This window comes from Halomonas sp. MS1, assembly GCF_024182575.1.
Taxonomy (GTDB): domain Bacteria; phylum Pseudomonadota; class Gammaproteobacteria; order Pseudomonadales; family Halomonadaceae; genus Vreelandella.
The window spans coordinates 4,444,428-4,458,469 of record NZ_CP098926.1 but is presented as its reverse complement, the minus strand read 5'-3'; the positions used below and the strand labels follow the sequence as shown (position 1 = coordinate 4,458,469).

Sequence of the window (14,042 nt, the reverse complement as noted above, 5' to 3'; positions counted from 1 at the left end):
ATATTAATCAGGGAGCAATTAGAATGGATGCCATCGTTAAGGCGTTTTTTGATGAAACTCCAGATGCCAACATTGCCAAAGAGCGTGTGGCATTTGGAACCTCTGGTCACCGAGGGCGTGCCACAGATCGCACCTTTAACGCTGCGCACATTTTCGCGATTACTCAAGCGGTGGTGGATTACCGCTCTGAGGCAGGCTATCAAGGCCCTATGTTCCTTGGCTACGACACTCATGCACTTTCAAAGCCTGCATGGGAGTGTGCGTTGCGGGTGCTGGCCGCCAATAAGGTGCCTGTATTCATTGAAAAAGATAGTGGTATTACTGCCACTCCACTGGTCAGTCGGGCAATTTTACAGCATAACCAGCTCAATCATCAGGCAACATCAGACACTGCGTTAGCCGATGGTTTGATTATTACGCCTTCGCATAATCCACCTGAAGATGGCGGTATAAAGTACAACCCGTCGCATGGTGGGCCAGCGGATACTGAAGCAACGAAATGGATTGAGCTGCGTGCCAATGCCTATTTGCTACGTCAGTTATGTGATATTTCGCTGGTGCCCTTAGAGCAGGCGCTGGCGCATGCGCAAGCGTATGATTTTACCGCCCACTATGTAGCTCAGTTGGGCGAGGTGGTGGACATGGCCGCTATCCAAAACGCTAACCTCACTCTTGGCGTCGACCCCATGGGTGGAACAGCGCTGCCAGTATGGCAAGCAGTGGCTGAGCACTATGGCTTGAACCTTGAGGTGGTCAATACATCAACAGATGCCAGTTTCGATTTTATGCCGTTGGATCATGACGGCAAGATTCGTATGGATTGCTCTAGCCCTGATGCCATGGCTAACCTGTTAAAGATCAAAGACCGCTTTGATCTCGCTTTTGGTAACGACCCTGACGCTGATCGTCACGGCATTGTGGATGCCAATGGTCTAATGAACCCGAACCACTTTTTAGCGGTGTGCGTGGATTATTTGATTGGCCATCGTCCTGAATGGGCAGAAACGCTCAACATCGGTAAGACGCTGGTATCTTCTTCAATGATTGATAGGGTTGTGGCTTCCCATCAGCGTGAGCTTTATGAAGTGCCGGTTGGCTTTAAGTGGTTTGTTGAAGGGCTGCACGATGGTTGGCTCGCTTTCGGTGCTGAAGAGAGTGCTGGTGCGAGCTTGTTAACGCGCGATGGAAAGGCTTGGTCTACTGATAAAGACGGCATTGCGCTTTGCTTGTTAGCGGCTGAAATTACGGCGGTCACCGGGAAAACGCCCAGTGAGTACTACCGTTCATTAACCGAACGCTTCGGCGAGCCATTCTACAAGCGCGTTGATACTGCCTGTACCGCTGAAGAAAAAGCAGCTTTTAAGAAGCTAACTGCTGACAGTGTTACGGAAACCACCTTAGCCGGTGACCCGATCACCGCGGTATTGGTTAATGCCCCCGGCAACGGCGCAGCCATTGGTGGTTTGAAGGTGACGACTAACAATGGCTGGTTTGCTGCCCGCCCCAGTGGTACTGAATCGCTCTATAAAGTGTACGCTGAAAGCTTCAAAGGCCCGCAGCATTTAGATGAGTTAATTGAAAGCGCCACCGCGCTGCTTTCTGGCGTGCTAAAAGAGTAAGCGTGACTTATTCGTTGGTTCCTAGCGAGAGTCGTTACACCGCGCTACGGTAGGTGCAGAATATTTATTTTATTGGTTTTGCAGTGCGAGGTAAGCCCACAGCGCACCCGCAATAGAAAGGACGTTAATGATGACCCAAGTGCGTAAAGCGATTATTCCGGTAGCCGGTTTTGGTACACGCCTGCTACCCATCAGCAAGGCGATTCCCAAGGAGATGGTACCCGTTGTGGATCGTCCGCTCATTCAACACGTGGTGGAAGAAGCGCTAGCGGCGGGTATTAATGAAATCATTCTGGTAACTCGGGCTGGGAAATCAGCCATTGAAGACCATTTCGACGCTCACTTTGAGCTTGAGCATTCATTGGCCAGTAAAGGCAAGAGTGCGTTGCTGGAGACGCTATCGGCCATTTCACCCAAAAAACTCAAAGTGACCAGCGTTCGCCAACCAAACGCAAAAGGCTTGGGCCATGCGATTTTCTGTGCTGCGCACCTGTTAGACAAAGACGAGCCATTTGCCGTCATCCTTCCTGATGTATTGGTAAAGCCCCAGGTTGGTAGCAATGCCTGTGATTTAGGCAGCATGGTAGAGCGCTGGGGTGCCAACGATGCTTCGCAAATTATGGTGGAAGCGGTGCCTAAGGAAGACGTTTATCGTTATGGCATTGTTGACTGTGATGAGCCTGCTGCCGGTGAGAGCGCCAACATGCGCGGTGTGGTAGAGAAGCCAGCGCCCGAAGATGCGCCTTCACGCCTTTCTGTTATTGGTCGCTATGTGCTGCCATATCGCATCATGGAGTTGCTGCGTGACCAGCCACCTGGTGCGGGTAATGAAATCCAGCTAACGGATGCCATCGACCGTTTGATGCAGGAAGGAAAAACCGTGCAGGCGTTCCGTATGCATGGCCGCACCTTTGACTGTGGTCATATTGAAGGCTGGCTGCAAGCTAACACAACGCTTGCCCGTGAAGCAGGTTATGACGTGTAAGGTCAACGGCCAATAACATTGGTAAAAGAAGCCGCTCAGCTCACCCTGCAGCGGCTTTTTTTTGCCATTAACACCAGACGCTGCACCGTTTTCTCGCCTATTGTTCACCCGCCGCGGGTGCCTCATTCGCTCGTTCCTCGCGAGATTCGTTACACCGCGCTACGGTAGGTGCTGTAGGCTGATTTAGCGGGTTTTGTAGCGCGGCGTAAGCGTCAGCGCACCCGCGGGGGAGTATGGAGCGTTGCTTACGTGGCTAATACGACGCGGGTGCCTCATTCGCTCGTTCCTCGCGAGATTCGTTACGCCGCGCTACGGTAAGTGCCGTAGGCTGATTTAGCGATGTTTGTAGCGCGGTGTAAGCGTTAGCGCACCCGCGGGGGATTTTGGATTCGAAAAGCGCCTTGGCTAAAAAATAACATCGACAACAATCATATCGGTGTAGGTGCCCGCTGGTGGTGTGTTTTGTCCCGGTAGAATGTCGCCTCGGTAAGTGAAGCCCTGGCTTGTTACGCCACTGGGCGTGTCGGCAGAGGAGGAGGGGCGTCGTTCGCTGCCGGTATTGCCCCAGCGGTCGTTACCGGTAGTGCCTTTGTAAAGTTGGTACTCCAGGTAGTGACCATTGTTCTCCATGCGGCGGATGTTGGCAGCAGGATGCTGACCATCACTCAATCCTACTGAGTAGTCGCTACCTTTTGTGCAGGTAATATCGATGGTTTGCGTCACTGGGTCGAATCCGGCGATCAGTGGGGAACTTCCAAAGTTCAGGTCGGGCGCTTGAATGGCGCAGTCTGGAGTGACGGTCAGGTTAATGGTGATGGTGTTGGTGCCCGAGCCGGTACGATAGCTGAGACACACAAGCGCGCCTAGATTACAGATGCGCCAGTTCCAATTGACAGTCAAGGTGTCAGTGTACGTGCCGGCGGCTACATTGGCCGTGGGTTGGGTGCGAAACTCCATGGGGATGTCGACGTTTTGGCCGCCAAGCAGGCCGAGTAGATCGATGAGTACCGAGTTGAAATAATTGTAGGTTGTGTTGAGAAAGATCTCTTCATTCTCTGAGGCCAGCGCGAAGATGCGAAAAGGAATGGCGTCACCGCTGGCAACATTGACCAGCTCCCCTTGGTTAGCGCTAGTGACCGTTGCGCGAATCCATTGGTCAGACACAACCGCGAGCCCTAGCACAGACCCACGGCAAACAGCACCCGCATTGGGTTGGGCGGATGTGTCGTGTGGTGTATTAGTGATGGCGAAGGAACTGATGTTACCAAAGCTAGCGCTGGTGCTTGGGCTTACCGTGCATGCCCAAGCCGTAGGCGTAATCGATAATAAAATCAGCAATATAGCTCCGGTCAGCCAGCGGTGATAGCAGCGATAAGTTGTGAGTGGCATTGGTTGGCGCTCCTCTAAGTACAGGGGTGAGGCTCTAGTCGCTGGATATCATCGATGCGGGTATCAATAGATAGGCTGAGCACGCACGCGCTACCATTGGGCAGTGTTACTTGTAGTTGATTGTCACTCTTTAGGCCTTCGAGATACGTCAGTCCATCCCAGCCCACCAGCGCGCTTGCACCGCTGTCAGTGATAACACGAGAGCCTAGCGGCAGTGGCTCGCCTTGCCTGTCTAGAATGGCCAGTGTCGCAGCAATAACACGTTCAACCGGGAAGCGCAGCAGGTAGCCGCTACCTGGGTTTACCGCTACGCGCTGCTCAATTGTTGGGACATTGAGGTTGGCGGAAAGGATCAGTGGGTCGATCTCGTATTTACCAGCGTAGTAGGCGCGGGCCCAGGGGACGAGCAGGTGGCCGCTGCCACGGGTATGGCCGACTAATTGATTCTCGTAGCGAACCGGCACGCCTGCTTGGCCATCGGTGCTGACGACGACAAATCCATCGCGCACGTAATTGGTCGCGAACCACTGGTTGTCCATGTGTACCAGCGATCCTCTGGCATCGGCATAACGTGTGTCATTGCCGCCGGTGCCGAAAATGCCACCGCGTAATTCAGTGGAGGCTCCCCGCCAAGCTACCTCAGCCTGACGGTAGCTGCTTTCGGTGTCGCGGTGTTCATAGGCGAGGTTCCAGCCCCAGCCGCCTTGTATGGGTGGGGCGTGAGCATATTGGACTCTGCTGGTCATTCCTCCGTTATTGTCTCGGCGTACGCTGGTGCTTAATGTGCCAGGACGGCTGCTTAGCGGCACTGTTATCTGGGCTAGGGTGTTCCAGCCACCGCCTATCTCACGGTTGGCAGAGAGCGAGAGATGCATGCGATCCCATAGAGAGCGGTTGTACGACAGGTTAAACAGCTGAGTACGGCTATCGTCACCGGTCTGGATGTCAAAGTAGCCGCCAGCAAGCGACCCGTGCGTGCCAAGATTTAACCCCCCGGTAAACTGGGTAACTTTCCGCTGCGTATTTTCGCGTGCCGCGTTGTGAATGTGGCGAGATAAATCGGTGAAATCAGCCTGTTCTACTTGGTGGCGCAGGGCGATGTTAAAGCGGCGACTCCGGTAGCGGTATCCGGCCGTGTAGGCATTACCGGTGACGCCTTCGCTGCGGCTTTGGCGGTAGGCTGTCTCTAGCGTGCCTAGCTGCCATAAGCCAAACGTGCCACCAGCGCCTGCAGTGGTTAAATCGTCGCTGGCTTCGGTTTGCAATTCCATGGTGAATTGATTGTTGATGCCGCGCCGATAGCTGCCGGTGGCGGCCATTCCGCTATAGGCAAAATCACGCTGGCCGAAGTGGCGGCGCGGGGCACCTGCACTGAAACTGAAGGTGCTTAAGCCGGGTTGTAGCAGTTCGCTGGAAACATAAAACGGTAGGCTAGTGGACACTCTTCGCCCCAGGCTATCGGTGGTCACAATGGTGGCTTCGCCAGCGCCGGTGACCATGGGCATATTGGTGACAGTGAAGGGACCCGGCGCTAGTTCCATTGAGGATTGCTGCGCGCCATCGATGAACAGATCGAGGGTCGTGGGAATCGCTACTTCGCCGCTGAATTCAGGTAGTGGGTGGGTGATGATATCGGGGCGAAGGGCAAAGTTCCGGGAAACCTGGATGCCGCCAAGACGCACTGCATTCGTCCAACCCAGTGGTCTGGTGATGACGTCTCCTGCGCTGTACTGAAGCATCCGCTGTTGATCTGCGTACTCCCAGCGGGTATCGAAACGCCGGTAGCCGTTATCTTGTCCACTCTCTCCTGTCACTGCCTCGCGGTAAATGCCAGAGGTGCTTAAAGTTCCCGCTGCACCAAACACTCGCGCTTCGTGCCCTAAGCTGGCAAGTGTCGCGCCACCCGGAGTGTCGCTGATATAAGCGTCGTAGTTCAGCAACGCGCCAGGGCTGGTGTTGAGTGCGAATATCTCGTTTTGAGGTGAATTAGTATGAAACTGGTGAGGTAGCCAATGGGGAGGTACTTCCAGGTATAGCCGTTGGCTGGGGCTGTGATAGCGCGCTTCTAATCCATCTAATTGGCTGATATTAATGATGTTATCTTGATGGTTCAGGTGTTCATTAGGAAGGCCTAGCTGTTGGAGTACCTCTCGCTTGATGAACAGTTCGCCGCTCTGTTGGGTAACGTGCTCGATACGCTGGGTGGAGCGTTGATTGACGATGATCTCCAGGTGGAGTTCCGAAACTGCCTGGATATCACCCGCGCGTGGCGGTGGAGGCAATGCCTGGCCGATAGCAGGAAAAGACACCACCGTTAAAAGTAAAGCGCAACTGCCCAACATGAGCCATATCGGGAGATGCCAATGGATACGTGGGAGCATGCTGGCGCCTACTCGGCCGCAATGCGATAACTGACTCCCGAAATATGAGCACGAAGCTCGCCAGTAGGTCTTATGTCTTGAGGTAGTGGCCAGCGTCGTACCTGCCCGGGCAGTACATAACCAAGCAGCCCATTAGTGACTTCGTTGCGTTGCCCTGGTTGCTCAAAGGTAACTTGGCTTAGGCGCACATGATGCTGACCCGTGTTGCGTATTTCTAGTTGCGATTGCCCCTGATGTGTTACGAGTCTCCAGGTTAGGCCGGGATAAGGTGTGTTACTGGAGGCTGGGCGTTCGGGTGGCAGTGCTCCTTCACCATATAAAAACAGTGGTAACGAGTAGCGCAGCTGCAAACGGATGGCTGCGCGCGACGCATGCTGAGCTTCGTCATCGGGGGCTAATGTTGGGATTTCGTCAACAATAATGCGATAGGCTTGCTCTTCGCCAATTGGCGAGGGTTCTTGGCGGATCAAGCGCACCATCTGGCGTTCCCCGGGGGCAATCGCCGTCATGGGTGGGCTACCCACAACGCCTTGTTGAGATTGGTAGTGATTTTCTCCTCCTGCCTGAGACCAAGAAAAAATCCGCACCTGCATATTGACCGTTTCGCTACCTCTGTTTTCCAGCCAAAGTGCACTCGCCTGTTGATGGCTTTCGATCATCGGGTAAATGGGCCAAATCAGCAGAGAGTTAGCTGAGGAAGGACCTGCAAGAAGGCTTAGCAGGATGAAAATCCCAATGATGTGGCCAAAGCGCCTTTCCAGCATAGCTGTTCTCCTCAATCGAGCTTGAACCCTTCGCTGCGATGTCACCACTCCAGCGTAAGTACGAGTTCGTCGCGGTAACTACCTGCTGGGCGGTTGCCTGGCAGCGTTAACCTGCCCCAGATGGGGAGGGTAATATCATTAGGGCTGGACGTGGTGTCTAAGGTGATGGGCTGGTCAATGCCAATCGCGTTCTGTGAAGCGGCATCCTGGTAGAGTTGGTAGGCCAGTGTTTCGCTGCCATTTTCCCGCTTGAGCTGTCGATCACTATCTGGCTGAAGTCCGCCATCAATACGCATATTTAGTGAAATTCCTGGTGTGCAGCTGAGCGTAAAAGACCCGGAGGCAAGCAGCGCTACATTGCGCGTTTCCTGGGAAAGCGCTGAGGCGGTGCCAAAGGCTAGGCTTCCTAGCACCCCAACCTGGGTGCCTTCTGAAGGAACTTCGTTATTGATTAGGCAGCCAGGCGTAATGGTGGCTGACACCATGAACGTGTCGGTGGGAGAGGCCTGCGCCAGTCCCGCCGCTATCATCATCGGGGCGACGAGTCGCAAACGCCGAGCCATTCGAGAAGCTACCAGGACAGTTCAACATTCAGTGTGTCTTCATAAGTGCCTGCAGGTAGGTTGCCAGGGTCACCAAAGGCGCGCCCGTAAAGCTCAATTGCCTGTGGAGCATTGGCGAATGCGCTGAGTACGATGGTGTCATTTACAGCCAGTGCCGTCGTTCGTGCTGTATCCGTGTACAAGGTGTAACCGACAAATGCCGTTGCGGCAGTATCTTGCATGGCATGGACAGCGGGGGAGGCTTGGTTGTCATGCAGGCCGCTGAGCAAGGTGAAGGTGGGGGTTACTCCAGGTGAGCAGAGTACTGAGATGCCTCCAGCACCAGCTACTTGAGCATCTGACTCATCAAACAGCGCAGAGTGGGTGCCGAATGCCAAGCTGCCGAAGTCGACGGCAGCACCTTCCTCGTTATTAATCGAGCAGGCGTCTTCAAGGGTGATTGAGGCATCGATGGTTCCACTAACGGTCTGGGCTTCTAGTGAGGAGGGAGAGAAAATGAGTGCAGCAATGACAGTGCCTAGTCCGGTGGCTCGAGAGTAGCTTGAGGTCAGCATAATAAACTCCTTAGAGATTAACTGCTTACAGCGTTGCCCATAGGAAGGAGCATTTCGCTTGATTGACTCAAGGTCTGACTCAAGACCTGATCTAAGACCTAAATGCTCAGTAGAATTTGTTAAATTCACACATATTCTTAAGTTAGCACGTAATACTAAAAAAGCACTGTCGGAGTATTAGGAGCTTAAAAAATGGATCGGCGACATCATTTGTGTGTTTAAACACTGATTGAACTGACTTCCCAGCAAGCGTGCACTGTTGTTTACCTGACGTTTATTTTTCGTTTATTAGCGTTCGTTAATTGCACCAAAGCGGGGCGATAAGGCTACCACTTTAGTCTATTTTTAATGTTTTTCTGGCCTATACCGAACCGGCATAGGGTATGCAGGTTTGCGTGCTCGCAGTTAAATACGTCATCGCTCTGGCCAGCAAATCGACGTTTTTAACTATAAAAGGGTGTCTGTATATGCCTTATGTTCACGATACGCTGACACGTTTAGCGAAAAGTAGCCCTGCACAAACTGAGTTTTATCAAGCCACTGAGGAAGTGCTTGAGTGTCTTCGCCCACTGTTCGAACGTGCGCCGCATTACCATCAGCACAGTATTATTGAGCGCATTGTTGAGCCGGAGCGTCAGGTCATGTTCCGGGTGAGCTGGGTGGATGATGCTGGTCGTGTACAAGTCAACAAAGGCTATCGCGTGCAATTTAATTCGGCGCTTGGCCCTTACAAAGGCGGTTTGCGTTTTCACCCCAGCGTGACGTCGGGCACCATTAAGTTTTTAGGGTTTGAGCAAATCTTCAAAAATGCGTTAACGGGGTTACCGATTGGCGGTGGTAAGGGCGGCGCTGACTTTGACCCAAAAGGGAAGTCTGACAACGAAATCATGCGTTTCTGTCAGGCGTTTATGTCGGAGCTTTATCGTCATATTGGGCCGCATACCGATGTGCCCGCTGGGGACATTGGCGTTGGTGGACGAGAAATTGGCTATCTATTTGGTCAATATAAGCGTTTAACGGGCCGTTACGAGGGCGTGTTGACGGGGAAAGGCCTAAACTGGGGTGGTTCCCTCGGTCGCAAAGAGGCGACTGGCTACGGTGCGGTTTATTTTGCCGAGAACATGCTGGCAGCGAAAGGCGAAGCCTTGCGTGGTAAAACCTGCTTGGTATCTGGCGCGGGCAATGTGGCGATTTATACGATTGAGAAGCTCTATGAACTGGGTGCCAAGCCCGTTACCTGTAGTGATTCCAAGGGGACTATTCACGACCCTAGCGGTATCGATTTAGGCTTGCTAAAACAGTTAAAAGAAGTCCAGCGTGACTCGTTGGAAAGCTACCTGCATGAGCACCCGGAAGCTCAGTATGTTTCGGCTCGGGATTACCCGCAGGATGGCCACGCGGTTTGGCGTATTGAAGGCGAGGCAGCATTTCCTTGTGCGACGCAAAACGAGCTGACCGAAGCCGATGCCAAAACACTGTTGGCGAATGGCGTTACCTGCGTGAGCGAGGGAGCTAATATGCCTTCCACTAAAGAGGCGGTAGATGTCTTTTTAGAAGCTAAGATTGCCTATGGCCCCGGCAAAGCAGCGAATGCAGGTGGCGTGGCGACGAGTCAGTTGGAGATGGCCCAAAACAGCAGTATGGAGCAGTGGCCGCTAGAGAAAGTAGACCAGAAGCTTAAACAAATTATGGCGGATATTCATCGTCAGTGTGCGGATACGGCAAGTGAGTTTGGTGAACCTGACAATCTTGTGTTGGGTGCTAACATTGCGGGCTTCCGCAAAGTGGCCGATGCGATGATTGAGCAGGGCGTTATCTAATCGCTTTTATTAGCTAAACCACATACACTGTCGTAACACAGTCCTTTCCCTCTGGGGAAGGGCTGTTTTCGTTGGTGCGTTTTATGCTCACTGACATCACTATTGATTGCTTTCCAAGGAGAGTAGAGATGGGGCAGCGTCCTCCTATTATCATTAATCGTCTTGATGCTGAACGACTTCAGCGCCTGATTGATAATGCATCTGAAAAAGACATGATGGTGGCGGAGCTACTGGAAGAGGAGCTGGAGCGCGGAGAGGTGCTTGACCCTCAGGATATCCCTGAGGATGTGGTCAGTATGAACAGCCAGATACGCTTTACGGACCTGACCCGCGAACGTCAGATGATTCGCACATTGGTGTATCCTCATGCGCTTGAAAGCGTTGAGGATGGCATTTCGGTGATGGCGCCAATTGGCGCGGCGTTAATTGGCTTACGCGTGGGCGATGTTATTGAGTGGCCGCTACCGAACAACACCGAAGTACGCCTACGCATTGATGCGATTTTCTGGCAGCCCGAGCGGGAGAAGCAGTTTCATCGCTAAGTAAGTAGTGACAAGTAAGTGGTGGCGACTCTCGGCCCTGGAGGGGAGTGTTTCAATAAAGCTATCAAGTACGAACTGATGCCTAATGGCGAACGGGTCGCAAAGCGCGCCAGTTCGCCGTGTCCTTATCACTACTGCCCTTATCACTACTGTCCTATCAGCTCAGCTAGCTGTATCGCGGAAATCTTTACCTCGCGAATTGCTCGCTCACTATCCAGGTCATCCATCGCGACGACCCCAACACACGCTTCCATACCACTGCGAGACCGGGTAGTCGGGATGTGGGTGGCTACGCCAACCGCGCCGCGTTGCAGTTGCCCCCGCGTGAGGCTATAGCCTTCAGCGCGGGCTTGCTTTACCTCAGGGCTGTCCTCTTCCTGCGGTGCTCGTCCTGCCAGAATTGCGATACCCGCCGCGCCTTGTGTTAATGGATGACGGCTGCCAACGCGATATCCCACACGCAGCATTCCTTCTTCAGGCTCAGCGACCAGCGTCACCATGCACTCTTCCCCTTGGGCTAGCGAAATAAACGCAGTCGCGCGGGTTGCTTTGGCCAGGGTTTTTAACAGTGGCAGGGCGACCGCATGGAGCTGGGGTTCAAAACGAGAAGCTAGCAAAGTAATGCCTGCGCCTAGCCTAAGGGTGCCTCCCTGTGTGCGGGTAAGCAGGGCATGTGACTCGAGCGTAGCGACGATGCGGTAGGCGATAGTCCTGTGTACTTCAAGCTCCTCAGCAAGCTTAGCAATGCTGATACCTTCATTATGCTCGGAGACTATTTTTAAGGCGAGCAGGCCGCGATCAAGCGTTTGAAGCGTGGACGACATCAGTGGAGAACCTCGAACAGACGTTTGCGTATGGGTAATGAAGGATCGACAAGTATGGCGCAGTACCTTGGGGCTGCAAACATGTATTGACGGTGCGCGACTCTTCATCTATTTTTTTTTCTCTATAATAGATTATAGTTGTGCGTTAATAGATACAAAAAATAAAACAAACAGTTTGTCGAGCGTTCCCTCCTTGGAGACATCATGACCACACCTGTACGCCAGCCCGATGGAATGGCAGAAGGCTGTCCTTTTCATCAGCCCGCTCATGCAACTAGCCATGCCACTAGCCAAACAACGCTGACATCACCGACGGGGTGCCCCGTCTCGAGTGATGCTGCTGCCTTTGATCCTTTCGGTGCGTCTTACCAGCTCGACCCCGCCGAGGCACTACGCTGGTCTCGCGAGCAGGAGCCGGTATTCTTCAGCCCTAAGCTCGGTTACTGGGTTGTCAGCCGCTATGAAGAAGTAAAAGCTGTTTTTCGTGACAATCTGACCTTTTCTCCCGCTATCGCGTTGGAGAAACTGACGCCAGCGCCACCCGAGGCGGTAAAAATTCTCGAAAGCTATGGCTTTGCAATGCGTCGCACCATGGTCAACGAGGATGAGCCAGACCACATGGAGCGCCGCCGCCTGCTGATGGAGGCTTTCCTGCCTGAGAACCTCGAGAAGCATGAGGCATGGGTTCGCGAGTTAGTGCGTAGCTATATGGATCATTTCATCGATAAAGGCCGCGCGGATCTGGTAGAGGAGATGTTTCGGGAAATTCCCATGACCGTGGCGCTGCGCTTTCTGGGGGTGCCCAGCGAAGATGCCAAAGAGCTTCGCAAATTCTCCGTTGCTCACACGCTTAACACCTGGGGCCGCCCCTCGCCAGAACAGCAACTGAAGATCGCTGAAGACGTAGGGCAATTCTGGAAAACGGCGCAGACTATTCTCGATCGCATGCGTGAAGATCCAACGGGCGAGGGGTGGATGTATGATTCGATTCGTATGCATAACCAGCACCCCGAGGTTGTGCCTGAGAGTTACCTGCGCTCAATGATGATGGCGATTTTGGTAGCTGCCCATGAGACGACGGCTTTCGCCACCACGAACGCTTTCCGCATCCTGCTATCGAACCGTGATTCTTGGAATGATATCTGTGAGAACCCGACGCTAATTCCCAGCGCCATTGAGGAGTGTCTCCGTGCCGCTGGCTCGGTGGTGGCTTGGCGACGTATCGCTACTGAGGATGCTGACGTAGGGGGTGTGACGATCCCCAAAGGCGGCAAACTGTTGTTGGTGCAAGCGTCGGCGAACCGTGACCCACGACATTTTGAAAACCCTGACGAGTTTGATATCTACCGCCATAACTCAGCAGAGCATTTCACCTTTGGTTACGGTGCGCATCAATGTATGGGTAAGAATATTGCCCGCATGGAAATGCGTATTATCCTTGATGAATTTGTCCGCCGTTTACCCCATATACATCTCATTGAGGACCAAGCATTCGAGTATCTGCCCAATACGTCTTTCCGTGGTCCAACCTCGCTTTGGGTGGAGTGGAATCCTGAGCAGAACCCTGAACGCCGTAACCGTGCGGTACTTGAGAACCCGACACATTTCCATATTGGTGCGCCTATTAAAGAGGATATTGTGCGTCGGGTTTTAGTCGCTGAGGTAGAGCGCGAAGCCGAGGAAGTCGTTCGGATCGATCTTGTCGACCCCTATGGCCGTGAGTTACCGGACTGGTCACCTGGCTCACATGTCGAGCTGGTCTCAGGCGAATGGCGGCGCTATTACTCGCTGTGTGGAAAGCGCAATGACCGGCATCGTTTGTCTATTGCTATTTTACGTGAGCCTACGGGGCGTGGCGGGTCATTACATTTTCACGAAATGATCAAACCAGGTGACGTGCTGCACATTGCTGGCCCAAAGAATCATTTTCACCTGGATGAGACGGCAGAACGCTATACCTTGATAGCAGGCGGTATTGGTATTACGCCGATTCTTACCATGGCGGATAAACTTGAGGCATTAGGTAAACCTTACACACTCCACTATTGCGGCGCCGGGCGGCAAACCATGGCCTTTTTGGAGCGCGTCGAGCGTGACCACAGCGCAGCGCTAACCGTTCATGCAAGCGATGAGGGCTGTCGGCTTGATATCTCGACCGCACTTAGTAACGTAGCCAAGGGTGACCAGGTCTACTGCTGTGGCCCTGAACGAATGTTAGAGGCGCTCGAGGTATTGGCGCAGAACTGGCCTGAAGGCGTCTTACATGTTGAGCATTTTTCGGCTCGCTCAAACATCCTTGATCCTGAGCAAGAGCATGCCTTCGAGGTAATGCTTAGCGACTCTAACGTGACACTTCAGGTCGGGAATGACCAGACCTTGCTTGAAGCACTGACAGCGTTTGGCGTTGATGTGCCCAGCGACTGCTGTGAAGGTTTGTGCGGTACCTGTGAAGTCGCTGTTGTCGAGGGGGATATTGATCACCGTGACTTGGTACTCAGCCGTGCTGAGCGGGCTGCCAGTGATCGTATGATGACCTGCTGTTCGAGAGCTAAGGGGGATCGTCTTGTACTCGCTCTCTAATCGCTAACAATTTACCAGCAA

General features: G+C 53.3%; 11 protein-coding genes. 5 read left to right on the top strand and 6 right to left on the bottom strand.

From position 1 onward, the window contains the following. Positions 1–23 precede the first annotated feature (23 nt). Positions 24–1,619: a phosphoglucomutase (alpha-D-glucose-1,6-bisphosphate-dependent) gene (gene pgm, locus NF683_RS20630; protein ID WP_089037484.1), complete on the top strand. Its 1,596-nt coding sequence runs from the start codon at positions 24–26 to the stop codon at positions 1,617–1,619. A gap of 130 nt (positions 1,620–1,749) precedes the next feature. Further along, positions 1,750–2,604, top strand: coding sequence for a UTP--glucose-1-phosphate uridylyltransferase (locus NF683_RS20625; RefSeq protein ID WP_089037485.1), 855 nt, complete (start codon positions 1,750–1,752; stop codon positions 2,602–2,604). Between the two features lie 405 nt (positions 2,605–3,009). On the opposite strand, the gene NF683_RS20620 is transcribed toward NF683_RS20625, so the two are convergent. The 5 genes from NF683_RS20620 to NF683_RS20600 are packed head-to-tail and all read right to left on the bottom strand — an operon-like array spanning position 3,010 to position 8,255. Beyond that, positions 3,010–3,993 (bottom strand): Csu type fimbrial protein, encoded by a 984-nt coding sequence (locus tag NF683_RS20620; RefSeq protein ID WP_253920849.1) that lies wholly within the window; start codon positions 3,991–3,993, stop codon positions 3,010–3,012. Between the two features lie 14 nt (positions 3,994–4,007). Beyond that, positions 4,008–6,374, bottom strand: a complete 2,367-nt coding sequence (locus tag NF683_RS20615) for a fimbria/pilus outer membrane usher protein (RefSeq protein ID WP_089037487.1) — start codon at positions 6,372–6,374, stop codon at positions 4,008–4,010. A gap of 8 nt (positions 6,375–6,382) precedes the next feature. Further along, complete coding sequence (locus NF683_RS20610) at positions 6,383–7,138, bottom strand: fimbrial biogenesis chaperone (RefSeq protein WP_089037488.1); 756 nt, start codon at positions 7,136–7,138, stop codon at positions 6,383–6,385. 41 nt (positions 7,139–7,179) lie between these two features. Beyond that, on the bottom strand, positions 7,180–7,701 hold the full coding sequence (locus NF683_RS20605; protein WP_198361442.1) for a Csu type fimbrial protein: 522 nt from the start codon (positions 7,699–7,701) through the stop codon (positions 7,180–7,182). 8 nt (positions 7,702–7,709) lie between these two features. After that, positions 7,710–8,255 carry a Csu type fimbrial protein gene (locus NF683_RS20600; protein ID WP_089037489.1) on the bottom strand — a complete coding sequence of 182 codons (546 nt, stop codon included), beginning with the start codon at positions 8,253–8,255 and terminating at the stop codon, positions 7,710–7,712. Between the two features lie 467 nt (positions 8,256–8,722). Between NF683_RS20600 and gdhA the strand changes: the two genes are divergently transcribed. Together gdhA and rnk are read left to right on the top strand one after the other, a co-directional pair. Continuing rightward, a complete protein-coding gene (gene gdhA / locus NF683_RS20595) occupies positions 8,723–10,075 on the top strand; it encodes an NADP-specific glutamate dehydrogenase (protein ID WP_089037490.1) in 1,353 nt (450 codons plus the stop codon). Positions 10,076–10,203: 128 nt separating this feature from the next. Further along, entirely contained in the window at positions 10,204–10,617 is a 414-nt protein-coding gene (gene rnk / locus NF683_RS20590; protein WP_038485867.1) for a nucleoside diphosphate kinase regulator, read from the top strand. Positions 10,618–10,763: 146 nt separating this feature from the next. Here the strand turns inward: rnk and NF683_RS20585 are convergent, their stop codons facing one another. Further along, the gene (locus tag NF683_RS20585) at positions 10,764–11,441 is read right to left on the bottom strand and encodes an IclR family transcriptional regulator (protein WP_198361443.1); all 678 of its coding nucleotides are present in this window, start codon (positions 11,439–11,441) and stop codon (positions 10,764–10,766) included. A 204-nt stretch (positions 11,442–11,645) separates the two neighbouring features. Here NF683_RS20585 and NF683_RS20580 point away from each other — a divergent pair, with 204 nt between their 5' ends. Then, positions 11,646–14,021 (top strand): cytochrome P450/oxidoreductase, encoded by a 2,376-nt coding sequence (locus NF683_RS20580; protein ID WP_089037491.1) that lies wholly within the window; start codon positions 11,646–11,648, stop codon positions 14,019–14,021. The last annotated feature ends 21 nt before the right edge of the window (positions 14,022–14,042 follow it).